Annotated in this window: 27 protein-coding genes; 12 read left to right on the forward strand and 15 right to left on the reverse strand. The window is 66.5% G+C overall.

The window, feature by feature from the left end; all coding sequences use genetic code 11:
* Positions 1-24: 24 nt before the first annotated feature.
* The 6 genes from ACFFF7_RS03310 to ACFFF7_RS03335 all read left to right on the forward strand — a co-directional run bounded on the left by ACFFF7_RS03310 (position 25) and on the right by ACFFF7_RS03335 (position 4,667).
* Positions 25-1,149, forward strand: coding sequence for an AraC family transcriptional regulator (locus ACFFF7_RS03310; RefSeq protein ID WP_379479932.1), 1,125 nt, complete (start codon positions 25-27; stop codon positions 1,147-1,149).
* Positions 1,127-2,641 (forward strand): S41 family peptidase, encoded by a 1,515-nt coding sequence (locus ACFFF7_RS03315; protein WP_379479933.1) that lies wholly within the window; start codon positions 1,127-1,129, stop codon positions 2,639-2,641. Before ACFFF7_RS03310 ends, ACFFF7_RS03315 begins: the two co-directional genes overlap by 23 nt.
* A 68-nt stretch (positions 2,642-2,709) precedes the next feature.
* A complete protein-coding gene (locus ACFFF7_RS03320; RefSeq protein ID WP_379479934.1) occupies positions 2,710-3,030 on the forward strand; it encodes an ArsR/SmtB family transcription factor in 321 nt (106 codons plus the stop codon).
* Positions 3,027-3,503, forward strand: coding sequence for an ArsI/CadI family heavy metal resistance metalloenzyme (locus tag ACFFF7_RS03325; RefSeq protein WP_379479935.1), 477 nt, complete (start codon positions 3,027-3,029; stop codon positions 3,501-3,503). Before ACFFF7_RS03320 ends, ACFFF7_RS03325 begins: the two co-directional genes overlap by 4 nt.
* A gap of 7 nt (positions 3,504-3,510) precedes the next feature.
* On the forward strand, positions 3,511-4,014 hold the full coding sequence (locus ACFFF7_RS03330) for an arsenate reductase ArsC (protein WP_379479936.1): 504 nt from the start codon (positions 3,511-3,513) through the stop codon (positions 4,012-4,014).
* Positions 4,011-4,667 (forward strand): aquaporin, encoded by a 657-nt coding sequence (locus tag ACFFF7_RS03335; RefSeq protein ID WP_379479937.1) that lies wholly within the window; start codon positions 4,011-4,013, stop codon positions 4,665-4,667. The genes ACFFF7_RS03330 and ACFFF7_RS03335 overlap by 4 nt, the downstream gene beginning before the upstream one ends.
* On the opposite strand, the gene ACFFF7_RS03340 is transcribed toward ACFFF7_RS03335, so the two are convergent.
* The 3 genes from ACFFF7_RS03340 to ACFFF7_RS03350 all read right to left on the reverse strand — a co-directional run bounded on the left by ACFFF7_RS03340 (position 4,664) and on the right by ACFFF7_RS03350 (position 7,324).
* Positions 4,664-5,521 (reverse strand): arginyltransferase, encoded by an 858-nt coding sequence (locus ACFFF7_RS03340; protein WP_379479938.1) that lies wholly within the window; start codon positions 5,519-5,521, stop codon positions 4,664-4,666. The genes ACFFF7_RS03335 and ACFFF7_RS03340 overlap by 4 nt on opposite strands.
* 157 nt (positions 5,522-5,678) lie before the next feature.
* Complete coding sequence (locus tag ACFFF7_RS03345) at positions 5,679-6,926, reverse strand: threonine ammonia-lyase (RefSeq protein WP_379479939.1); 1,248 nt, start codon at positions 6,924-6,926, stop codon at positions 5,679-5,681.
* Between the two features lie 11 nt (positions 6,927-6,937).
* Positions 6,938-7,324: a VanZ family protein gene (locus ACFFF7_RS03350; RefSeq protein ID WP_379479940.1), complete on the reverse strand. Its 387-nt coding sequence runs from the start codon at positions 7,322-7,324 to the stop codon at positions 6,938-6,940.
* Between the two features lie 84 nt (positions 7,325-7,408).
* On the opposite strand from ACFFF7_RS03350, the gene ACFFF7_RS03355 reads away from it, so the two are divergent.
* Both ACFFF7_RS03355 and ACFFF7_RS03360 read left to right on the forward strand, forming a co-directional pair.
* Entirely contained in the window at positions 7,409-8,305 is an 897-nt protein-coding gene (locus tag ACFFF7_RS03355) for an NAD(P)-dependent oxidoreductase (protein ID WP_379479941.1), read from the forward strand.
* Positions 8,305-10,113 (forward strand): amidohydrolase, encoded by a 1,809-nt coding sequence (locus ACFFF7_RS03360; RefSeq protein WP_379480459.1) that lies wholly within the window; start codon positions 8,305-8,307, stop codon positions 10,111-10,113. The genes ACFFF7_RS03355 and ACFFF7_RS03360 overlap by 1 nt, the downstream gene beginning before the upstream one ends.
* On the opposite strand, the gene tatC is transcribed toward ACFFF7_RS03360, so the two are convergent.
* The 9 genes from tatC to ACFFF7_RS03405 all read right to left on the reverse strand — a co-directional run bounded on the left by tatC (position 10,110) and on the right by ACFFF7_RS03405 (position 17,336).
* Complete coding sequence (tatC, locus tag ACFFF7_RS03365; RefSeq protein WP_379479942.1) at positions 10,110-10,895, reverse strand: twin-arginine translocase subunit TatC; 786 nt, start codon at positions 10,893-10,895, stop codon at positions 10,110-10,112. The genes ACFFF7_RS03360 and tatC overlap by 4 nt on opposite strands.
* On the reverse strand, positions 10,895-11,266 hold the full coding sequence (gene tatB, locus ACFFF7_RS03370; RefSeq protein WP_379479943.1) for a Sec-independent protein translocase protein TatB: 372 nt from the start codon (positions 11,264-11,266) through the stop codon (positions 10,895-10,897). The genes tatC and tatB overlap by 1 nt, the downstream gene beginning before the upstream one ends.
* A 25-nt stretch (positions 11,267-11,291) precedes the next feature.
* Positions 11,292-11,549 carry a twin-arginine translocase TatA/TatE family subunit gene (gene tatA, locus ACFFF7_RS03375; RefSeq protein ID WP_379479944.1) on the reverse strand — a complete coding sequence of 86 codons (258 nt, stop codon included), beginning with the start codon at positions 11,547-11,549 and terminating at the stop codon, positions 11,292-11,294.
* A gap of 86 nt (positions 11,550-11,635) precedes the next feature.
* A complete protein-coding gene (gene scpB / locus ACFFF7_RS03380; protein WP_379479945.1) occupies positions 11,636-12,256 on the reverse strand; it encodes an SMC-Scp complex subunit ScpB in 621 nt (206 codons plus the stop codon).
* Entirely contained in the window at positions 12,253-13,053 is an 801-nt protein-coding gene (locus ACFFF7_RS03385; protein WP_379479946.1) for a segregation and condensation protein A, read from the reverse strand. Before ACFFF7_RS03385 ends, scpB begins: the two co-directional genes overlap by 4 nt.
* On the reverse strand, positions 13,050-14,069 hold the full coding sequence (nagZ, locus tag ACFFF7_RS03390) for a beta-N-acetylhexosaminidase (protein WP_379479947.1): 1,020 nt from the start codon (positions 14,067-14,069) through the stop codon (positions 13,050-13,052). Before nagZ ends, ACFFF7_RS03385 begins: the two co-directional genes overlap by 4 nt.
* Before the next feature lie 71 nt (positions 14,070-14,140).
* On the reverse strand, positions 14,141-14,878 hold the full coding sequence (locus ACFFF7_RS03395) for an SPOR domain-containing protein (RefSeq protein WP_379479948.1): 738 nt from the start codon (positions 14,876-14,878) through the stop codon (positions 14,141-14,143).
* A 2-nt stretch (positions 14,879-14,880) separates the two neighbouring features.
* The gene (gene argS, locus ACFFF7_RS03400) at positions 14,881-16,623 is read right to left on the reverse strand and encodes an arginine--tRNA ligase (RefSeq protein WP_379479949.1); all 1,743 of its coding nucleotides are present in this window, start codon (positions 16,621-16,623) and stop codon (positions 14,881-14,883) included.
* A gap of 62 nt (positions 16,624-16,685) precedes the next feature.
* Positions 16,686-17,336, reverse strand: coding sequence for a hypothetical protein (locus ACFFF7_RS03405; protein WP_379479950.1), 651 nt, complete (start codon positions 17,334-17,336; stop codon positions 16,686-16,688).
* Positions 17,337-17,418: 82 nt separating this feature from the next.
* Between ACFFF7_RS03405 and ispH the strand changes: the two genes are divergently transcribed.
* From ispH to rnhA, 3 genes are read left to right on the forward strand one after another with little or no spacing between them, the layout of a single operon-like run.
* Complete coding sequence (ispH, locus tag ACFFF7_RS03410) at positions 17,419-18,381, forward strand: 4-hydroxy-3-methylbut-2-enyl diphosphate reductase (protein WP_379479951.1); 963 nt, start codon at positions 17,419-17,421, stop codon at positions 18,379-18,381.
* 6 nt (positions 18,382-18,387) lie between these two features.
* Positions 18,388-19,371 carry a homoserine kinase gene (gene thrB, locus ACFFF7_RS03415; RefSeq protein WP_379479952.1) on the forward strand — a complete coding sequence of 328 codons (984 nt, stop codon included), beginning with the start codon at positions 18,388-18,390 and terminating at the stop codon, positions 19,369-19,371.
* Positions 19,368-19,805 (forward strand): ribonuclease HI, encoded by a 438-nt coding sequence (rnhA, locus tag ACFFF7_RS03420; RefSeq protein WP_379479953.1) that lies wholly within the window; start codon positions 19,368-19,370, stop codon positions 19,803-19,805. The genes thrB and rnhA overlap by 4 nt, the downstream gene beginning before the upstream one ends.
* Here rnhA and ACFFF7_RS03425 read toward each other — a convergent pair whose 3' ends face one another.
* The 3 genes from ACFFF7_RS03425 to ACFFF7_RS03435 are packed head-to-tail and all read right to left on the reverse strand — an operon-like array spanning position 19,806 to position 22,104.
* Positions 19,806-19,988 carry a YegP family protein gene (locus ACFFF7_RS03425; protein WP_379479954.1) on the reverse strand — a complete coding sequence of 61 codons (183 nt, stop codon included), beginning with the start codon at positions 19,986-19,988 and terminating at the stop codon, positions 19,806-19,808.
* A 51-nt stretch (positions 19,989-20,039) separates the two neighbouring features.
* Positions 20,040-21,128 carry an NAD(P)/FAD-dependent oxidoreductase gene (locus ACFFF7_RS03430; RefSeq protein WP_379479955.1) on the reverse strand — a complete coding sequence of 363 codons (1,089 nt, stop codon included), beginning with the start codon at positions 21,126-21,128 and terminating at the stop codon, positions 20,040-20,042.
* 4 nt (positions 21,129-21,132) lie between these two features.
* A complete protein-coding gene (locus ACFFF7_RS03435) occupies positions 21,133-22,104 on the reverse strand; it encodes an alpha/beta fold hydrolase (RefSeq protein WP_379479956.1) in 972 nt (323 codons plus the stop codon).
* 83 nt (positions 22,105-22,187) lie between these two features.
* Between ACFFF7_RS03435 and ACFFF7_RS03440 the strand changes: the two genes are divergently transcribed.
* A complete protein-coding gene (locus ACFFF7_RS03440; RefSeq protein WP_379479957.1) occupies positions 22,188-22,688 on the forward strand; it encodes an A24 family peptidase in 501 nt (166 codons plus the stop codon).
* Positions 22,689-22,759 lie beyond the last annotated feature (71 nt).

Raw genomic sequence — 22,759 nt, forward strand, 5'->3', positions numbered from 1 at the left:
GCGGCGATCTGCAAGGCTCAGGTCATGCTGGAAGGGCTGACGTTCGGGTGGCGCACCGCGGTACTGACTGTCGCCCTGGCGCAACTCCTGCTTCTGGCAACAGCCTTGCTGCGATCGCTATCAAACCGGGCCGCCAACCGGATCCTGGCCGCGCTGCTGACCGTGATGGCGCTTATCCTGGTCCCGTGGCTGATCGGGTTTGCGGGGTTCTATGACAAGTGGCGCTGGCTGACCTTTGCGCCGGTCCAGATCACGCTGGCGGTCGTGCCGCTTGGCTGGCTTTACCTCCGCGCCCTGACCGAAGGCGCATTGCCGGCGGGGTGGCGGTGGCACCTTGTGCCGGCAGCGGCGCAGACGCTGTACCTGGGTGCCTGCTTTGCCCTGCCCTTCGACACCAAGATGACATGGGCAGACCTGTCTGCGACCGGGTACAAACTGGTCGGTGCGGCCGCCTTGCTGGCGCAGATCGCATTCTATGGCCGGGACGCCGCGCTGCGGCTGGCCGACTGGCGCAGGCTGCTGGCCGATCATGTCGCCAACACCAACCGCTTTGCCGCGCGCTGGCTGAGCGCGGCGATGCTGGCTCTGGGGCTGCTACTTGCGGTGTGGAGCGGCTATCTGTTGTGGGATCTGGTCAGCCCGCTTGGCTACAAGGGGCTGATGGGGCTTTACCTGGCGATCGCCGCCACCGCGCTGTACCTGGGGATCGAAGGCTGGCGCCACGTCACCCTGCCCTTTCCGCATCTGGCGGACCTTGTCCCCGCCCCGGCGAGCGAGCCGCGCGACTGGGCGGCGCTGGGCCGCGAATGGGCTGCGCAGATCCGCGCCGAAGGCTGGGCGCGCGATCCTGACTTGACCCTTGCCCTGCTGGCCAGGCGGCTGGGCACCAATACCGGCTATCTCAGCCGGGCGATCAACCAGGGCGCGGGGACGAATTTCGCCAGCTTCATCGCCGGTCTGCGCGCCGAGGCGGTGGCAGCGCGCCTGGATGCGGGCGACAGCGCCGATCTGCTGACGCTCGCGCTGGAGGAAGGCTTCGGATCGAAGGCCAGTTTCAACCGTGCCTTCATCGCAAGGATGGGAGAGACGCCATCGCGCTATCGCCGCCGCGTCGCAAAACCTGAAAATGCGTCTGGCCACCGGTTTTGAGGCGCTGAAATTCGCCCTTGGCGTCATGATCACGACCATGACCGACCGCCGCTCCCTGCTCCGCACTGGCGCCGCCCTGCTTGCCGCAGGCACCGCCGCCCCCTTTGCCCGCGCCGCTGCCAGCAGCACTGCCCCGGCGCTTGACGATCCGACGATCGTACGCCGCGCCCTGGCGCTCCACCCGGGCCTCTACCGCTATCTTTCACCCCGCGGCTTCGAACGGCGCATGGCGCAGTTCGAGCGGGAATGGACGGCCAGCCCTGACCTGGCCCAGCGCTTCCTTGCCCTGTCGCGGCTGACAGCCGCCGTGCGCTGCGGCCACACCCAGTGCAACCCGTTCAACCAGAGCAAGGCTGTCAGCACGGCCCTGTTCGAACGCCCGACGCGCCTGCCCTTCACCTTTCGCTGGCTGGGTGGACGCATGGTCATCACCGGCGATAGCGGGGCCATGATCGGGATCGCCCGCGGCAGCGTGGTCGAGCGGATCAACGGGCAAAGCCCGCAGGCCATGCTGGACACGCTTGTCCGCTATGCCCGCGCCGACGGCAGCAACGATGCCAAGCGAATTGCCCAGATGGAAATGCGCGGGACCGAAGAATTCGAGACCTTCGACATTTATCAGGGGCTGCTGTTCCCGCCGGGAGCAGAGGGTCATCGCACTGTCTGGCGCGAACCTGGCGGTAGTCGGCGGCAAGCGCTGCTGCCGACAATAACCGCTGCCCAGCGCAATGCCGCGCATCCCCGCCGGGACGATACCGGACCGCTGTGGGACTGGCGCGTCGATGCCGATGGCATTGCCGTGCTGACCATGCCGTCGTGGGTCACCTATCACGGCAACTGGGACTGGCAGGGCTGGCTGACCGAGCGCCTTGCCGCGTTGGGCGGCGCCAAGGGTCTCGTCATCGATCTGCGCGAGAACGAAGGCGGCACCGATTGCGGCACCTTCCTGCTGGAACGCCTGATTGCCAAACCCTTCAAACCGCTGCGTTATGACAGCCGCATTGCCTATCGCCAGACCCCGGCCGCGTTGCGCCCGTTCTTGGATACCTGGGATGCCAGCTTTCACACGCTGGGCGAGAGCGCCAAGGTGGACGGCCACGGCAACCTTGTAGTCGACGGTGACGGCGGCGAGGACGCGACTATTCCCGCCGCGCCGCGCATTCCGGTGCCGACGGCGGTGCTGATCGGGCCGGTCAACAGCTCTGCCACCTTCAGCTTCGCGCGGCGGGTCAAGCAGGCCGGAGCAGCGCGGCTGTTCGGCACGGCCACCGGCGGTAACCTGCGCGGGATCAATGGCGGTGCCTATTTCTTCGTGCGTTTGCCGCAAAGCGGGCTGGAATTCGATCTGCCGATCAAGGGTTATTACCCCGAACGACCGCAAGCGGATTCGGGGGTCAATCCCGATATCATGGTTGTACAGACCATCGCCGACATCGCCGCCGGGCGCGATCCAGCCATGACGGCTGCCCGTCGGTATCTCCTCAGCCGCTGACCTCGCCCTCTTGACGGGCTGTCCTTAATTCGATATTTCAAGAATCATCGAATTAAGGACAGCCGCCGATGCAACCCAATCAAGCCGTACAATCGCTCGGTGCCCTGGCGCAGGAGCACCGGCTGGCGGCATTCCGCCTGCTGGTCCAGGCCGGACCCGATGGCATGGCCGCGGGCGCGCTGTCGGATGCGCTCGGCATTCCCGCCTCCTCGCTCAGCTTCCATCTGGCCCAGCTCAGCCACGCCGGGCTGGTCAGCCAGCGCCGCGCCGGCCGCTCGATCATCTATGCCGCGGACTATGCCGCGATGAACGGGCTGCTCTCGTTCCTCACCGAAAACTGCTGCGCCGGCGCGAGCTGCGCAGCCACCAGCGAAAGGCGCGTCGCATGAAGCGTTTCCATGTCCACGTCGGGGTCAGCGACCTTGACCAGTCGATCGCATTCTATTCGGGCCTGTTCGGCGCCGCGCCCAGCGTGACCAAGCCCGACTATGCCAAGTGGATGCTCGACGATCCGCGCGTCAATTTCGCGATCTCGCAGAAGTGCGGCGCCGCCAAGGGCGTCGAGCATCTGGGTCTGCAAGTCGAAGATCAGGACGAACTGGCGCAGGTCTATGGCGCGCTTGAAGCTGCCGGCCGGCCGGTGCTGGAAGAAGGCGCGACAACCTGCTGTTATGCCCAGTCGGAAAAGAGCTGGATTGCCGATCCTGATGGGGTGGTGTGGGAAGCCTTTCTGACCAGTGGCGAAGCGACCGTCTACGGTGCCGGGCCCGAGCTGGAACGGCTGGCATCGGCCAAAGCGGCGGCTGGCGCGTGCTGCGCGCCGCAAGTCAGCGCTCCGGCAACCGACACTTGCTGCGGATAGGCCAGCAATGCCTGAAGTGAAATCCGTACTGGTGCTTTGCACCGGCAATTCGGCACGCTCGATCCTGGGGGAAGCGCTGTTCATTCGGCTCGGCGAAGGGCGGATCAACGCCTATAGCGCGGGCAGCAAGCCCAGGGGCGTGCCCCATCCCGGCGCGCTGCGCTTGCTGGCCGCCAAGGGCGTCGATACCGCGCGGTTCCGCTCAAAGAGCTGGCTTGAATACACCGGACCGGATGCGCCGCCGATCGACCTGGCGATTACAGTCTGCGGCAATGCCGCCGGAGAAGCCTGCCCGGTGTTCCCCGGTACCCCGCTGCGTGCGCATTGGGGCCTGTCCGACCCGGCCGATGTGCAGGGGAGCAATGTCCAGGTCGACGCGGCCTTTGCCGAAACCTGGCGCTTGCTGGAAATGCGAGTCCGCGCCTTCCTCGCGCTGGACCTGGCCGCACTGGACCGCGCCGAAGCCGAACGCGCACTGGCCCTGATCGGTCAAATGGAAGGCGCGGCATGAGGGCTGCCCTGTGGACCGAGGCCGTTGGCAGCTTCCTGCTGTTTGCAACGGTGATCGGATCGGGGATCATGGCCGAGAGCCTGTCCGGCGGCAACGTGGCACTGGCCCTGCTGGGCAACACTGCGGCGACTGCGGCAATGCTCTATGTCCTGATCGCCATGCTTGCTCCGCTTTCCGGCGCGCATTTCAACCCAGCGGTGACGCTGGTGATGACCCTGCGCGGCGAAGGGACCTGGGGCGGGTTCATTGCGATGGTTGCGGCGCAAGTGGGCGGCGGTGTGCTGGGCGTGTGGACGTCCCACGCCATGTTCGACCTGCCGATCTGGCAGGTGTCGCAGCATCTGCGCGGCGGCAGCGGCCAGTGGCTGGGCGAATTCGTCGCCACCTTCGGCCTTGTCACCACGATCCTGCTGACTGCGCGGCACCGGCCGCAATCGGTCCCGGCCAGCGTCGCGTTGTACATTGCCGCGGCGTACTGGTTTACCTCGTCGACGAGCTTCGCCAATCCGGCAATCACGCTGGCGCGCAGCCTGAGCGACACGTTTGCGGGGATCGCGCCAGCAAGCGTATTTGGATTTGTTGCTGCGCAGTTTGCCGGTGCGCTCGCCGCGAACGCATTCGACAAGGCGGTAATGAATCAGCCGAAGCCTTAGGCGTCTTCGACCCGGTACTGGACGTGCCCGCCATGGGCACCGTCCTTGGTCAGGCCATCGAGCGGCAAGGCGTCGCTTCGGCGCAGCTGCGCGGCGGCGGCGATCAGGCGGTCCTGCTCGTCCTCGCTGATCCGGCTCCAGCCATCGCGGCCCAGTCGTTCCAGCGGACGATAGCGAACCTTGTACTGCATTCGCACCGAGCCATCGACCCAGTAGCCCAGGTAGACATAGGGCAGACCTTCGTCGGCGGCGCGGCGGATGTGATCGAGGATGATGTAGTTGCCAAGCCCCTCACGCGTCGTGCTCTCCGGCTCGTAGAAGCTGTAGATCATCGACAGCCCGTCGCCCTGGCGGTCAGTCAGACAAGCCCCGACCAGCCGGCCCGGGGTGCCGTCGGCAGTCGGTTCGCGGTATTCGGTTACGCAGGTATCGACCGGGGTGTGCTCGACCATGTCGGCAAAGTCGATCTCGTCCATGTTGGCCATGCCGCCGCCAGGATGGCGATGGGCGAGATAGCGCTGGAGCAGTTCGAACTGTTCGACCGTCGACCACGGGCGGCACTGAGTGGCGACAAGATCGGAATTGGCCTTGAGCGTGCGCTTCTGGGTCGACGAGGGGCGAAATTCACCCGCGACGACGCGGACCGAAACGCAGGCGCTGCAATCGACGCAGGATGGGCGATAGGCCACGGTCTGGCTGCGGCGGAAGCCGATCCGGCCCAGCGCATCGTTGAGCTGATCGGCATGCGGCCCCTTGAGCTCGGTAAACACCTTGCGCTCGCTGCGGCCCGGCAAATAGGGGCACGGTGCCGCGCTCGTCACGAAGAATCGGGGAAAGCGAACGGGTGCCGTCACAGGGGCGCAACATCCTTAAAACTGGATTACCGGCGCACTATGACAAGGCATTGATCGCGTTGAAAGTCTTTTAACCACGAAACAGCGTTAACAGGCACTTAGTTTGCACAGCTGGCGCCGCAAGAGCCCCGGCAGGGCTTGACTCCGATTCGAAGCTTCAGCCCAGCTCGACCGTATCGACCTCGTAGCCCGCGGCGCGCAGACTGGCGACCAGCGCATCGAGCTGATCGCGGTCGCGCGCTTCGCATTCGATATCGGTGATCAGGCCCTTGGCCGGCAGGTGGGTGAAGATCCGCTGGTGGTAGATCTCGATGATGTTGACGTTGTGACGGTCGAACTCGCGCATCACCTTGAACAGCGCACCGGGGCGGTCCTGCAGGGTCAGCCGCAGCCGGGCGAGGCGGCCCGAACGGGCAAGATCACGCAGCAGCACGTTGGCCAGCAGGCGCGTGTCGATGTTGCCGCCGCAGATCGGAATGCCGACCTTGCGGCCCTTGAACAGCTCTGGATAGGCCAGCACCGCCGCCAGTCCCGCCGCGCCCGCACCTTCGGCCACGGTCTTTTCGATCTGCAGCAGCAGCGACACCGCCGTTTCCAGCTGGGCTTCGCTGACCAGCACGATATCATCGAGCAGGCCGGCGAGAGTGCGCGCGGTGAACACACCCGGTTCCTTGACCGCAATGCCCTCGGCCAGGGTATCGCCGCCGCACGGCAGGTGCGTGCCCTTGAGCCGGTTGTACATCGAGGGAAACAGTTCGGCCTCGACCCCGATCAGGCCGATCCCCGGCTTGATCGCGCGCGCCGCGGTGCCCATGCCCGAAGCCAGCCCGCCCCCACCGATCGGAATGACCAGCATGTCGAGCTCGGGCACGTCCTCGAGCATTTCCAGCGCGACCGTGCCCTGTCCGGCAGCCACCAGCGGATCGTCGAACGGGTGGATGAAGGTCAACCCCAGTTCCGCCTCGAGCAGGCGGGCGTGGGCATAGGCATCGTCGAAGGTCTCGCCTTCCAGAACCACCGTGCCGCCGACCGATTCGGTCTGCATGACCTTCACCGTCGGGGTCGTGCGCGGCATGACGATCGTCACCGGAATGCCCAGGCGGCGGCCGTGATAGGACAGGCCCTGGGCGTGGTTGCCCGCCGATGCCGCGATCACCCCGCGGGCGCGCTGCTCTGCCGACAGATGCAGCAAAGCGTTGAGCGCGCCGCGTTCCTTATAGGCGGCGGTGAACTGCAGATTCTCGAACTTCAGCCAGATGTCGGCCCCGGTAATCTGGCTCAGCGTGATGCTGTAATCGCAGTCGGTGCGCACGACCGCGCCTGCGATGCGCTGGGCCGCGGCACGGATGTCTTCGATCGTCAGGGTCTGCGCATCGGCCGATGCGGGCTGGGCAAGCTGGTCCATGGGCAAGGCCGTTACGGCAAAGGTGCGCGCGGCGCAAACCGGATCAGGACCCCGCGCGCCAGCAAAGTGGCGGCGGCGATCGCCGCGCTGTCGGCCACCCAGTCGCGCCAATCGGCATCGCGGTGCAGCGCCGGGATCGCCTGCAGCAACTCGATCAGCGCGCCGAAGCCGCTCAGCGCCAGCGCGATGCGCCAGGCCGGCGCGCGCGGCCAGGCCAGATTCGCAGTTCCGGTCAGTGCTGCGAAAGCCAGCATGTGTTCGGCCTTGTCGCCCAGCCGATCGAGCGGCAGCCCAGGCGGATAGGGGTCGAGCGCGAAAAACAGCGCGGTTGCCAGCAGCATCCAGAACAGCGGGCGCATCAAGGCGGGATCGAACAGGGCGGCGGCAAGGCGAGTCATGCCGCGCCCATAGCCGCTGCGACCGGCCTGTGACAGATGCCTTTGCGCTGGCGGTGCCACTGAAATTGGCTAAGGATCGGCAGCATGAGCCAACCGCTGAATATTGCTTTCCTGGGTCTTGGCGTGATGGGCGGCGCGATTGCGCGGCATATTGCCCAGGCCGGACACCACCTCACCGTCTATAACCGCTCCATGGGCCGGATCGAACGCTGGCAGCAGGCCAATCCCGGCGTGCCGATCCGCATTGCCGAAAGCCCGGCCGATGCCGCCACGGGCGCCGATGCGGTGCTGACCTGTGTCGGCAATGACGATGACCTAGCCGATGTCGTGCTGGGCCCGATGGGGGTTTTCACCACCCTGCGTCGCGGCGCGGTGTTCATCGATCATACCACCGTATCGGCCCGCATTGCACGGCAGATCGCGGTCGAAGCGCGCGATCTGGAAGTGCACTGCGTCGATGCCCCGGTTACCGGCGGCCAGGCGGGGGCGGAAAAGGGCCAGCTGACCGTGATGTGCGGCGGCCGCGCCGATGCAGTCGAAGCCGCCCAGCCGATCATGGCAAGCTATACCAAGCGGATCGTCCACGTCGGCAAGGCCGGCGCCGGGCAGACCTGCAAGATGGTCAACCAGATCGCCTTTGCCGGGATCATCGCCAGCCTGTCCGAGGCGCTGCGCTTCGCCCAGTCGGCCCACCTCGATCTCGACAAGGTTTACGAGGCGATTTCCGGTGGTGCCGCGCAAAGCTGGCAGATGGACAACCGCTGGCACACCATGGCCAGGGACGAATTCGACTTCGGCTTTGCGGTCGACTGGATGCGCAAGGATCTGGGCCTGACGCTGGATGAAGGCCGCTCGATCGGGGTCTCGCTGCCCGTGGCGGCGCAGATCGACCAGATCTATGCGCAGGTTCAGGCAATCGGCGGCGGACGCCAGGATACTTCGGCACTGGTTCGGGTGCTGCCGCGAAAGGGCAAGGCATGATGTTTCGTTTTCTGGCGGCTGCGGCGGTTCTCGCCATTGCCGCGCCCGCACTGGCCGACACCCTGGTCGACAATGTCGACGGGCTGACCCTGGACGAAAAGGGTCAGGTCGAACGCTTTAACGGCCTGCTGATCGGCGAGGATGGACGGATCGTCCAGGTCTTCCACCGCGGCGACAAGCGCCCGGCCAAGGTCGATTACATGGTCGACGGCAAGGGCCGCGTGCTGATGCCCGGGATGATCGATGCCCATGCCCATATCATGGGGCTGGGGTTCGGAGCGCTGACGCTCGACCTGTCGGAAACCACCTCGCTGGCCCAGGCGCAGCAGTTGATTGCAGCCTATGCCGCAGCGCACCCCGATCGGCCGTGGATCCTGGGTCGCGGGTGGAACCAGGAACTGTGGAAGCTGGGCCGCTTTCCCACTGCCGCCGAACTTGACGCGGTGGTCGGCGATCGTCCGGTCTGGCTGGAACGGGTCGATGGCCATGCCGGCTGGGCCAACAGCCGGGCGATGGCCGCGGCGGGGGTTACCGCGGGAAGCAAGGATCCGGCCGGCGGCCAGATCATCCGCCTGGGGCTGAGCGCGGCGGCGCCCGCGACCGCCGCACCGGGCAAGGGCCCTGCCCTGTCTGCCAAGCCCGGCACCAAGATTCGGCCTGCGGCTCCGACGGGCAATCTCGGCAAGCCGAGCGGCATTTTTGTCGACAACGCGATGAACCTGATCGGCGCTGCCGTGCCGCCACCGCGCCCCGAAGACCGCGATGTGGCGCTGGGCAAGGCGCAGGAAATCCTGCTGAAATACGGCGTCACGGCGGCTGCCGACATGGGCTCCAGCATCGAGGACTGGCAAGCCTTCCGCCGCGCCGGCGATACCGGTGCGCTGCGGGTGCGGATCATGAGCTATGCCGCCGGGATCGACAACATGGCGCTGATCGGCGGACCCGGACCCAGCCCGTGGCTTTACGACGACAAGCTGCGGCTCAACGGGGTCAAGCTTTACGCCGACGGCGCGCTCGGTTCACGCGGGGCCAGCCTCAAGCTGCCCTACAGCGACAGTCCAGGTGCCAGGGGCCTGCGCATCACCCAAGACACCGCGCTCAAGAACATGATGAGCCGCGCCGCTTTCGACCACTTCCAGATTGCGGTCCACGCCATCGGTGACGAGGCCAATGCCGCGGTGCTCTCCGCCTATGAGGAACTGGCCCAGACCTACAAGGGTGACCGGCGCTGGCGAATCGAACATGCCCAGATCCTCGATCCGACCGATATTCCGCGCTTCGCCAAGGGCAACATCATCGCTTCGATGCAGCCGGTCCACGAAACCAGCGACCGCCTGATGGCCGAAGCGCGACTCGGCCCGAACCGGTTGAGCGGGGCCTATGCGTGGAATTCGATCCTCAAGACCGGCGGGCGGCTGGCTTTCGGTTCGGACGCGCCGGTCGAGCTGCCCGATCCCTGGGCCGGCTTCGCCGCGGCGATCACCCGGCAGGGCCCGGACGGTGAGCCGCAGGGCGGCTGGCAACCGCAGGAACGCATCACCCGCGAGCAGGCGCTGGCGGGCTATACCACCGGCGCAGCCTATGCCGGCTTCGGCGACGGCCATTTCGGCCGCCTGACCCGCGGCCAGCGCGCCGATTTCCTGCTGGTCGATCGCGACCCGATGCTGGCCAGCCCGGCCGATGTGCGCGCGACCAAGGTGCTGCAGACCTGGGTGGGCGGGCAACTGATGTACGATGCGGCAAAGCCGCCGGCGCCGGTCGCGGAACCCGCGGCGCGCGAACGCCCGGTTGCGACAGACGGGCGTTAGGGCAGGTCTGCGGGGGGAACTGCGGGCAGAACTTCCGACGTCCGCCGCTCGCCCAGGCGCATCACGATCAGCGAGCCTTCGAACAATAGCAGCATCGGCACCAGCAGCATCAGCTGGCTGACCACGTCGGGCGGAGTGATGATCGCCGCGACTGCGGTGATCGCGACGATCACATAGCGGCGCATCCCGGCCAGCTGGGCGCGGCTGACGATCCCTGCGCGGTTGAGCAGGAGCAGCAGGACGGGCAGCAGGAAGCTGATCCCGAAGGCCAGTATGAACTGCATCACCAGCCCGAGGTAATCCCCGGTCGCGGGCAAGGCCTTCAATTGCAGGCCGCCCTTGTTGCCCTCGAAGCCCAGCATCCAGCGGAACGCGGTGGGCATGACCACGTAATAGGCCAGCGCCGCGCCCATCGTGAAGAGCACCGGCGTGGCGATCAGGAACGGCAGGAAGGCTTTCTTTTCCTTGGCATAGAGCCCCGGCGCGACGAAGGCCCACAGCTGGTTGGCGATCACCGGGAAAGCCAGGCAGAACGCCCCGAACAGCGAGACTTTCAGCTCGACGAAGAAGGCTTCGTAGAGCTTGGTATAGATCAACTCGTTCTGCCCGGCACGAATCAGCGGCTGGACCAGGAAGCCCAGTATCGCGTCGGAGAAATAGAGGCACACCCCGAAGGCCACGGCCAGTGCGGCGATAGCGCGCAGCAGCCGGGTGCGCAGTTCGATCAGGTGATCGAGCAGCGGGGCCTGGCTCTCATCGATGTCGCGGATCTGGAATGCCATCAGTCGGCCTTCGGGGCGGGCAGCGGCAGTTCCGGGGCTGCAGCCTCAGCCTCTGCCGGGGCGGGCAACGGGGTCATCAGCGGTGCGGCGCCGGGATCCGGGCCGACCAGCGCAGCCTCGGCACTCGCCGAACCGGGCGGATGGGCGGACATGATCGCGTCGTTCTTCTCGCGCCAGGCCTTTTCCATCTCCTCCAGCTCCGCTTCGCGGATCATGGTCTCGATACCGGTGCGGAAATGGCCCGAAACGCGGCGAATCCGGGCGATCCACTGCCCCGCGGTGCGCAGCGCACGCGGTAGGTCCTTGGGCCCGATGACGACGATCGCGATGATCGCCGTCAGCAGCATTTCATCCCAGCCGATGTCGAACATGGCGCGGGTTCCGCCCCTTCAGGGCTCAGTTCTGCGGCGGAGTGCTGGCGGAATCGATCACCGTCTCGCCATTCAGCGTGGCCTGGCTGGCGGGGGACGGCGGCGGAATCTGCTGGGCCGGCGGCACGGCGGTGGCACCCGGCTTGACCTCTTCGTTCATGCCTTCCTTGAAGCTTTTGATGCCCTTGCCGAAATCGCCCATCATTTCGGAAATGCGGCCGCGGCCGAACAGCACCAGCACGACCAGCGCAAGGATGACCAGATGCGGAAGCGACAGACCCATGGGAAAACTCCTGAATTACCGGGCAACGCGGCCCTGGGGGCCCCTGCTTTGATGCTCATTTAGGCCATGTCGGGGCGCATTGCCAGTCAATCGACGGCTTCGCTGTCGCTTTCACCTTCAACCGCTTCATCCGCTTCAGCCGGTTCATCCGGGGTGTCCATCGCCGCTGCCAGCGCCTCTTCCACCGGGTCGAGCAGCCCGGCGGCGCGCAGTTCGTCGATGCCGGGCAGGTCGCGGCGGCTTTCCAGCCCGAAGTGCGTCAGGAAATCGGGCGTGGTGGCATAGATCACCGGACGCCCCGGCACTTCGCGCCGCCCGACGATCCGCACCCAGCCCGCTTCCATCAGCACGTCGAGCGTACCCTTGGCGGTCTGCACCCCGCGAATCGCCTCGATCTCGGCCCGGCTGACCGGTTCGTGATAGGCGACGATCGCCAGCACTTCTGTCGCCGCGCGCGACAGGCGGCGCACCTCTTCCTTTTCGCGGCGCAGCAAGTGGGCCAGATCGGGCGCGGTTTCGAAATGCCAGCGCTTGCCGCGCTCCACCAGGTGTATCCCGCGCCCGGCATAGGTTTCGGCCAGTTCGGCCAGTGCCGCCTTCACATCGGCGCCGCCCAAATGAAGCGCAATTGCCTCGGCGCTCATCGGCTCTTCTGCGGCGAACAGTGTCGCTTCGACCGCGCGAACCAGATCGTCGGGGAGAGTCATGCCTTGACGGCCTTCAGATGCAGCGGGCCGAAGGTATGCTCCTGGCGCAGTTCCGCCTTGCCCAGCCGGGCCAATTCGAGCGCGGCAACAAAGCTGGAAGCCAGCGCCGAACGGCGCAGCTTGGGATCGGCGTGCGGTGGGAGGAAATCGCGCAGCTCCATCCAGTCGAGATTGACCCCGAGCATCGCCGATACCCGCGACAGTGCGCTGTCGAGCGTCATCACCATGCGGTCGCGGACCATGTGAACCACTGGCTGGGTCCGCGCCTTGATCTGGCCGTAAGCCTGGACCAGCGCGAACCAGTCGCACTGCCACAGTGCCTTGCGATCGATCCGCAGGCCTTCGGGCGCGCCGCGGGCAAACACGTCGCGGCCCAGCCGGTCGCGCCCCATCAGGCGGCCTGCGGCATCGCGCATCGCAGCCAGCCGCTGCAACCGCAATTGCAGGCGCAGCGCAAGTTCCTCGGGGCTGGGATCCTCCTGCTCCTCGCGCGGGAGCAGCAGCGCCGACTTGAGGTAGGCCAGCCACGCCGCCATCACCAGATAGTCCGCCGCCAGTTCCAGCCGCAACGCCTCGGCCTGCTCGATATAGGTCAGGTATTGGTCGACCAGCTCAAGGATGGATATCCGCCGCAGATCGACTTTCTGCCGCCGGGCGAGATCGAGCAGCAGGTCGAGCGGCCCTTCCCACCCGTCGAGTTCAAGGTACAGCGCCTCCTCCCCTGCAGCAGCGGCGGCAACGCCCTGCCAGTCGTCGTCGGGGAAAGTCACCGCGGGGCTATCGATCGCCCCGCTCACGCCTGCTGCTCCGCCAATGCCAGCAACGCGTCGCGCTTGGCCAGCAGCTCCGGCTGACGCCCCGCAGCGCCATCGACGCGGGTGCCAGCCAGCGCGCGCTCAAGCCTGGCTGCGGTTTCCGCTGACATCACCCCGCAGCGCTCGACAATGCCGATCATGTCTTCCATTCTGGCCCAGCAGTTGAGCGCAATGTCGCAGCCCGCCGCAATGGCGCGCGCGGCGCGTTCGGGCACACTGCCAGACAGCGCTTCCATGTCGAGATCGTCGGTCAGCAGCAGCCCCTCGAAACCGATCCTGCCGCGGATGATGTCACGCACGATCTTGGGCGACTGAGTTGCCGGCCATTCGCGGTCCCAGGCGGTGAACAGCAGGTGGCCGGTCATCCCGATCGGCGCGTCGCTCAGGGCGATGAACGGGGCGAGATCGGCCTCCAGCTCTTCCGCGCTGGCGGTGACCGTGGGCATTTCCTTGTGGGTGTCGGTGGTGGTGCGGCCGTGGCCGGGCATGTGCTTGATCGTTCCGGCGATCCCGGCCCGCGCCAGCCCGTCGAGCACCGCGCGGCCCAGCGCGGCGACCCGCAGCGGCTCGTGCCCCAGTGCGCGGTCGCCGATCACGTCATGCGCGCCTTCCTGGCGCACGTCGAGCACCGGGGCGTGGGTGCAGGTGATCCCGACTTCGGCCAGATCATGGCCCATCGCTTCGGCATTGGCGCGCGCCGCTTCAATCGCGCTGGCCGGGGCAATGTCGTAAAGCGTGTCGAACAACGCCCCGGCGGGATAGGCCGGCCATACCGGCGGGCGCATCCGCGCCACCCGCCCACCTTCCTGGTCGATCGTGATCAGCAGGCGGTCGCGCCCGTGGATCGCGCGCAGATCATCGGTCAGCGCGCGGACCTGGGCGAGATCGGCAATGTTCCGGCCGAACAGGATATAGCCCGCCGGATCGGACTCACGGAAAAAGGCGCGCTCATCGGCGCTGAGTGTCAGTCCAGAAAGGCCGAAGATCGCAGGTGTCATGACGGTGTGAGAGTCGCAGGATCGCGCGCCCAGTGCAAGGACGCGCGTTCCCAGACGTGTGGATTACCGGCTCACTTCACCTGGCAGGAGACGCCCGCAGCCTTGAGCTTGCCGCACAGCGCATTGGCTGCACCAGCATCGCCCGCCACCGCCTGCAGGCGATAGACCTTGCCGATATCGGCGCTGCCCTCCAGCACGCGGTGCGACACGCCGGACAGCGCACCGCCGGCCTGGCCGACCAGTTTGTCCCAGCCGGCTTCGGCCGCCGCCTTGGAGCTGTACGCACCAACCTGAACACCAACTCCGCCGCTGGCGGCAGGAGCCGGAGCTGGCGCTGGCGCTGCGCCGGGCTTGGCAGTGGGCGGCGTCGGGGTTGAAACGACTGCGGTGCTGGCATCGCCCATCTTGGCGGGCCGGCTCTGCCCTTCGGAAACGGCAAAGCTGGTGTCGCCGGTGCCGTCGAAGGTCTTGCCGCCGGGATTCTTGGGCGCTTCCTTGTAGGGTTCCTTGGGCGCGGCAATCACGCTGCCATCGGCCACGGCGGTGCCGGCACCGCCGCGATGCGAGGCCCACCAGATCCCGCCGACGATCGCCAGCAGGGCAACGCCGCTCAGCACGATCAGGCCGAGCATGCTCTTGCCCGCGCCGTCCTCGGCGTAGTCATCATCCTCTGCGGATTCCAGCCAGGGCAGGCGCTCTTCGTCCTCGGCCAGGTCGAGTCGTTCCGTTTCCAGCGGTTGGTCTTCCTCGCCAGCGCTCCAGGTCTGCGGCTCTTCGCCTTCGACCCGGTCGTCGTTGTCGCCCGTCATGGTCACATTTCCTCCACCGCCTCGACCCCCAACAGGGCGAGGCCGTTGCGGATAAGTTGCCCGATCTGGGACGCAAGATAAAGCCTCGCCCCGCTGAGGTGGGCGTCTTGTGCCACAATGAAGCGCTTTTCGGGCCGGTCATTGCCCAGGTTCCAGTATCCGTGAAGCGCGCCGGCCAGGTCATAAAGGTAGAACGCGATGCGGTGCGGTTCGCGAGCCTGGGCCGCGGCCTCGACCAGCCGCGGGAACTGCGCGGCCAGCTTGACCAGCGCCAGCTCTTCCTCGCCCAGCAGGTCGATCGCCTCGGCCGAGGGGGTGAAGCCCTCCGCCGCGCCCTTGCGCAGGGTCGAACGGATCCGGGCGTGGGCATATTGGACATAGAACACCGGGTTGTCCTTCGAGGCTTCGACCACCTTGTCGAAATCGAAGTCCATCTGCGCTTCGGGCTTGCGGGTCAGCATGGTGAAGCGGACGACATCCTTGCCGACCATTTCGACGACGTCGGCCAGCGTGACGAAATTGCCCGAACGCTTCGACATCTTGAACGGTTCGCCGCCCTTCATCAGCTGGACCATCTGGACCAGCTTGACCTCGAACGGCTTGGGGCTGCCCTCGGCCCCCGTCAGCGCGGCGACCGCGGCCTTGATCCGCTTGACCGTGCCGGCGTGATCGGCGCCCCAGATATCGACCAGCGCATCGGCCTTTTCCGCTTTCTGGAAGTGGTAGGCGAGATCGGCCCCGAAATAGGTCCAGCTGCCGTCGCTCTTCTTGATCGGGCGGTCTTGGTCGTCGCCAAACCTGGTCGAGCGGAACAGCGGCAGCTCGACCGGCTCCCAGTCGTCCAGCGCCTTGCCCTTGGGTGCCTCGAGCTGGCCGTCATAGACCAGGTCGTGGGCGCGCAGCCACGCTTCAGCCTGTTCGGGCTTGCCGGCCGCCTGCAATTCGGCCTCGGAACTGAACAGGTCGTGGTGGATGCCCAGCAAGGCCAGGTCGGCCTTGATCATGTCGAGCATCGCCGCCACCGCACGGGTGCGGAACAGGACAAGCCATTCGCTTTCCGCAGCCTTGGCATAGCGATCGCCGAATTCCGCGGCGAGCGCCTGACCCACCGGAACCAGATAGTCGCCGGGATAAAGCCCTTCGGGGACGTCGCCGACGTTTTCGCCCAGGGCTTCGCGGTAGCGGACGTGCGCAGAACGGGCGAGCACGTCGACCTGGCCGCCGGCATCGTTGACGTAGTATTCGCGGATGACCTTGTGCCCGGCGAATTCAAGCAGGCTGGCCAGAGCATCGCCGACCACCGCGCCGCGGCAATGGCCCATGTGCATCGGTCCGGTCGGGTTGGCCGAGACATATTCGACATTGACCGTCTGCCCCGCCCCCATCGCCGAGCGGCCGTAGTCGTCGCCCAGCGCGGCAATCGTGCGCAGTTCTTCGCGCCACAGGCTGGCATCGAGCCGCAGGTTGAGGAAGCCCGGACCGGCAATCTCGACCGCAGTGACCCCGGCGACCTTGCCCAGTTCTGCCGCAAGCGCTTCGGCCAGGGCGCGCGGGTTCATCCCCGCAGGCTTGGCCAGGACCATCGCCGCGTTGGTCGCGAGGTCACCATGCGCGGGATCGCGCGGCGGCTCGACCGCGACCGCAGTGCGCGGCAGCGGCGGCAGGGTACCCGCGGCCTGAAGCGCATCGAGCGCGGCATTGACGTGGCCGGCGAAGGCGGCGTGAAGCGTGGTAGTCTCGGTCATGCCGCGCGGTTAGCGGGTTTGCGGCAAGAATCAAACCTCCCCGGATGCGGGGAGCAACGCGCCTAGCGCGTGCCGTTGTAGTTGAGCTGGTTCTGGTCGAGCTGGAAGCCGACCAGCAGTTCGAACGTGGCGCGGGCAACCGCGGCCTTGACGTCGGGTTCGGACAGCGGATCGATCGCCGCATCGGCCTCGCCGGCCTTGCGCTGGCGGGTGATACGTTCACGAATGTCGGCAGGCAGGGTCGCTTCGGCCCGGTCGACATAGGCGGAGCCGGTGCCGCTGGCCTGGGCCCGTTCCTGACCATCGGCGAAGCTCAGCGTGACCTGGCCGACGCGCTTGGAGATCACCGCGGTCCCGCCGCGCAGAACCGTGGCGAAATAGGGGATGCTCACCTGGCGCGCGCCGCGAGTGTCGGTGCGGCGGGCGAGCACATCGAAGGTTGCCTGGGTAAACACCTTGTCGCCGCTGTCGTTGCAGGTCGAACGAACGTTGGTCATCGCGGCGACCACGTCAATGTTGTCGGCAGTCGTGCTGCCGGGCGTACGGAACAGCGTCACATCGCCGGTGTAGTCGGGAATGCCGACGGCCGGGCAGGCGCTGCGCACAGCCTGGATGCCGACGCCCTGATCCACGACGATTTCACCGGTCGAGGAACAGCCCGCCAGGGCAGCAACCAGCGTGGCAGTGGCAATCAGGCGGGGGCGAACGATCATTTCGGCTTCCTTGCTTTTCGGCCTGCGGCTCGATTTCCGCTTGCCCTAGCCGCACACAAGCGAAAGCGCTAGGGGGGCGAACATGAACGCTGCCTTTCCCGACGGGGCCCTGCCTCCGATGCACCTGCTGCTGGCCGCACCGCGCGGATTCTGCGCCGGTGTCGACCGCGCGATCGAAATCGTCGAGCGGGCGCTGGTCCGCTATGGCAAGCCGGTCTACGTCCGCCACGAAATCGTCCACAACCAGTATGTCGTCGATGGCCTGCGCGAAAAAGGCGCGGTGTTCGTCGAGGAACTGGACGAGGTGCCTGACGGTGCCCAGGTGGTGTTCAGCGCTCACGGCGTGCCGAAGTCGGTGCCGGCCGAGGCAACGAATCGCGGGCTCGACTGGCTGGATGCGACCTGCCCGCTGGTCAGCAAGGTCCACCGCCAGGCTGAGCGTCAGATCGAGGCTGGCCGCCACATCCTGTTCATCGGCCACAAGGGCCATCCCGAAGTGATCGGCACGATGGGCCAGGTGCCGGAAGGTTCTATCACGCTGGTCGAGACCGAAGAAGACGCCGAGCAACTGACGTTTCCCGAAGGCGCCGCGCTGGCCTTCCTGACCCAGACCACCCTGTCGGTTGACGATACCGCGCAGATCGTTGCCGCGTTGCAGCGCCGCTTTCCGCAGATCGTCGCGCCGCGCGCCGAGGACATCTGCTATGCCACGTCGAACCGCCAGGCCGCGGTCAAGGCGATCGCGCCGCGCTGCCAGCTGGTACTGGTGATCGGCAGTCCGAAAAGCTCGAACTCGCTGCGCCTGCTTGAAGTGGCGGAACGCTGCGGCGCAAAGTCCTACATGGTCCAGCGCGCTGCGGAGATCGATCCGGCCTGGCTCGACGGGGTCGAGACGATGGGCCTTACCGCCGGTGCCTCCGCTCCCGAAGCACTGGTCGATGAAGTCGTTGCCCGGATCGCATCGCTGCGCGACATCACTGTCGAAAAGGTCGTCATCACCGAAGAACACATGGTGTTCAAGCTGCCGCGCCAGCTGACGGACTGATCCACCGTGGCGGTCTATACCCACCTTGGTGCCGAGGACATGGCCGCGCTGATCGCCGCGTTTGACGTCGGCGAACTGCGCAGCGCCAAGGGCATTGCGGAAGGGGTGTCCAATTCCAACTGGCTGATCGAAACCTCGGGCCGCGATGGAACCGGCGCGCGGTTCATCCTGACAATGTACGAATACCGCATCGACACCGCCGAGCTGCCCTATTTCCTGGGCCTGCTCGATCACCTAGCGGCCAGGGGCTGTCCGGTGCCGCGCACGATCCATGACCGCGAAGGCAACCTGTTCCGCGTGATCGATGGCAAGTGCGTGGCCTTGATCGAGTTTCTGCCCGGAGTCTCGGTCAGTCAGCCCATCCCGGCACAGGCATACGCAGTGGGACAAGCCTTGGCCCAGGTCCACCTCGCCGCGGCGGATTTCCCGGCGACCCGCGCCAACGGCATGGACCTGGCTGAATCGCGCCGCCTGCTCAAAGCCTGCGGACCGTCCGGCCTGGCGGAGATCGACGCGGCGCTGCCCGCACTGGTCACGGATGCGCTGGACACGCTTGAACGGGAATGGCCGACAGGCCTGCCGCGCTCGGTGATCCACGCCGATCTGTTTCCTGACAACGTGCTGATGCTGGGCAGCAAGGTCAGCGGGCTGATCGACTTCTATTTCGCCTGCAACGACATCACGGCTTACGACGTGGCGACTACCCATGCCGCCTGGTGCTTTTCGGGCGATGGCCGGACGTTCGATCCGGCCTTGTCGCAGGCCTTGCTGGCCGGATACGCAGCCGCTCGTCCGCTGTCCGATCCGGAACGCGCGGCCTTGCCGGTGCTGGCGCGCGGGGCGTGCCTGCGCTTTGTCGCCTCGCGCGCCTATGACTGGCTCAACACCCCGCGCGGCGCGCTGGTCATGCCCAAGGACCCGATGGCCTTTGCCAGGCGCATGGCTTTCTACGCCGATCCGGCCAATGCCGCCGTCTTCGCTGCAGCATGAAGCACGTCGAGATTTTCACCGATGGCGCCTGCAAGGGCAATCCTGGCCCCGGCGGCTGGGGCGCGGTGCTGCGCACGGATGAGCGTGAAAAGGAATTGAGCGGCAGCGATCCGGCGACGACCAACAACCGGATGGAACTGACCGCCGTGATCCGCGCGCTCAATGCGCTGAAGCAGCCGTGCGACGTCGCGCTGCATACCGACAGCCGCTATGTGATCGACGGGATCACCGGCTGGGTGTTCGGCTGGCAGAAGAACGGCTGGAAGAACGCGGCAAAGAAGCCCGTCGCCAATGCTGACCTGTGGCAGGATCTGCTGGCCGCCGTGCGCCCCCACAAGATCAAATGGGTCTGGGTCAAGGGCCACAACGGCCACGCGGAAAACGAGCGCGCCGACCGCCTGGCCAGCAACGCAGCAGACGCGGCGCGGGTCTGATCAGTCGGTCGTGGTGTCGACCGTTTCAGCGGCTGGCCCGTTCTTCTTGATCGATTCGATCGCGTTCCTGGCGCTGGCCTTGCTGCTGTAGCCTTCGGTCCAGAAGATCGTTTCCGCATTGTAGCAGAAATAGGCAACGAACTCCCCGCCCTTGTTCTTACGAATTTCAAACCGGTGTGCCATGCGACTCTCCATTGCTGGTGACGCGAAGACTATCGCAAAGATCGGCAATTGCTAGCGGGCAAATCGCGCCGGATCATAGGGGTTCGGATCGACCGCGCCCGGCGCTTGCCCCCGCAGCAGCCGCAGTGCCAGGTCCGCTGCCGCCGGGGCAGTCTGGATGCCGAACCCGCCCTGCCCGGCAAACCAGAAGAAGTCCGGCACTGCCGCGTCGAAACCATAGACCGGCAGCCGGTCCGGCGCGAAGCTGCGCAGCCCGGCCCAGCGCTGTTCGACCTGTTCGATCGGCCAGTCGACCACCTGCTGGAAGCGGTCGATCGCTAGGGCCACGTCAATCTCTTCCGCCGCCGCATCGCACGGTTCGCACGGCGTTTCATCGTGCGGGCTGAGCCACAGCTTGCCGCCCTCTGGCTTGAAATAGAACAGCTCGTCGATCCCGAAGGTCAGGGGCAGATCGGCGGGTACGGGCACCCCCATGCGCAGCTGCGCGACGGTGCGGCGATATGGCTGGATGCCCAGCGGCGCAGCACCGGCCAGTACGGCGACCGGATCGGCCCAAGCCCCGGCCGCGTCGATCAGCACCCGCGCGGTGAACCTGTGTCCCGCCTCGGTTTGCAGGTGCCACAGCCCGTCACGGCGCTGCGCCGTGTCCAGCCGGGCACGGCTCACGATTTCTGCCCCGCCGCGCCGCGCTTCGCTGAGCCAGTGCTGGTGGAGCGCGGCAACGTCGATGTCCTGGCAATCGGGCTCATAGGCGCCGCTGCGCCATTGCGGGTCGAGCTCCGGCAACCGAACTTCCAGCGCGGCACGGTCGAGCGGTTCGACCCGCACGCCAAGCGCGGTGAATTCGGCAATGAACGCGTCGAGTTCGGCCTTTTCCTCTGCCCGCGCCAGAGTCAGCGCGCCGCGCGGTGAGACGAAGCCATGCGCCTGAAGAAAGTCGGCCGACGCCGTGGTCAGTGGCTGCACCAGCGGCCCGCCATAGCTTTCGGTCCAGAACGCGGCGGAGCGGCCGGTCGAATGATAGCCCGGCTGATCCTCGGCCTCGAGCACCAGCACCCGGCCGTCTTCGATCAGTCCCGCGGCCAGCGAGGCACCGGCGATGCCCGCGCCGACAATGGCGTAATCGAAGGCCTGGCTCACCGCCCTAATCCTCGGCGATGCGGTGCAGGAAGTCGTCGCAGGCTTCGACCGCGCGGTTGCGCACGGCGTCTTCCTCGCGCAGCAGTTCGTGGCGGCCTTCCTCGCCAAAGCGGACCAGTTCGCAGTCGCGCAGCTGCGCTACGGCGCGGACGATCGCGGCATAGCCGACCAGCTCGTCATGCGCCGCGCCAAGGATCAGCACCGGCATGCGCACCGCATCGAGCGCGCCGCGCCGGTCGAGCACCCGCATCGAGGCATAGGCGCGTTCGACCCAGCCCCACGATCCTGGCCCCATCGCCAGCTCGGGCCGCGCCTTTCGCCACCACAGCTCGTCGGCATAGCGGGCACCGTCATGGGTCAGCAGATCGATCCGGTCAGAGGGCACCTCACCCGGCTTTTCGCTCCACTTCCAGGCGGGGCGGCGCGGATCGCCGATGCGGCACATCAGCTTGGCCGCCAGATGGGTGATCAGGTCCGGCGCATAGGAATCGCGAAAGCCCAGCATCGGCGCGGACAGGATCAGGCCATCGGGACTGACCCTGCCCTCTGCCGCGGCGCGCAGCACCAGGTGCCCGCCCATCGAATGCCCGGCCAGAACGTGCGGTCCCGGCGTATCAGAACACCACTGCGGCCAGAACGCGGCAAGATCGCCGACCCAGGTCGCGAAATCGTCGATATGACCCGTGACGTCATCGGTGCCCAGTCGGCCCGACCCCGCCTGCCCCCGCCAGTCGATCGCGGTGACGTGCCAGCCCAGTCCGTGCCAGTGGTGCAGCGTTTCCAGATACTTTTCATAGCAATCGCCGCGCCCCGGGCAGAACAGCAGGGAGCCTTGCGCCGGCTGCGCCGCGCCCGGCCAGTCGATCCGGCGGATGGCGTGGCCATCCGGGGCCAGCCATTTACCTTCCTGCGCCGCGGCAGGGATTGCGCGGCGATCGATTGCGCCGCTGCTGGCCGGTTCGCTTGCTTGGTACATTTGCCTAATTCCGGCCTCTTGGGACTGGTTACTTTTTAGTAAGTCCTGCCGTTTACACGTGCTGCCTGAGACCAGGGGGCACCATGCCGGACATCGATATTCGTTACCTACTGCAAGGGGCGTTGGCAATCGCGCTGGTGGTTGCCGCCTTTACCGATATTCGCCGTCGTCAGATCGACAACTGGCTGAACCTGGGCATTGCGCTGACCGCGCCGCTGTACTGGTGGGCCGCCGGCTATTCGCTGTGGCCGGACGTAGCCTATCAGCTGGGCCTGGCCCTGGCCGTCTTCGCGTTTTTCGCGGTTCTGTTCGCGCTGCGCTGGATGGGTGGCGGCGATGTAAAGCTGCTGACCGCGCTGGCGCTGTGGATTGCACCGCACTGGTTCTGGAAGCTTCTGGTCGTCATGGCCCTGGTTGGCGGGTTGCTGACCATTGTTACCGGAGCCTGGCACATCGCCCGGCGTCAGCGCGACAAGGCTGCCATTCCTTACGGCGTGGCCATCGCCACTGCCGGCCTGTGGGTGATCGCCACCCAGTATTCCAACACCGTAACGATCACCAGCCTGTCAACCGGGCTGCAGTGAACCTGATTTTAACCAGTTTGCCCGAAGAAGCATGGAACGATTTCGGGACACTACGAGGGGGCTTGCTTAGC

It is taken from the genome of Novosphingobium aquiterrae, assembly GCF_042434435.1.
Taxonomy (GTDB): domain Bacteria; phylum Pseudomonadota; class Alphaproteobacteria; order Sphingomonadales; family Sphingomonadaceae; genus Novosphingobium; species Novosphingobium aquiterrae.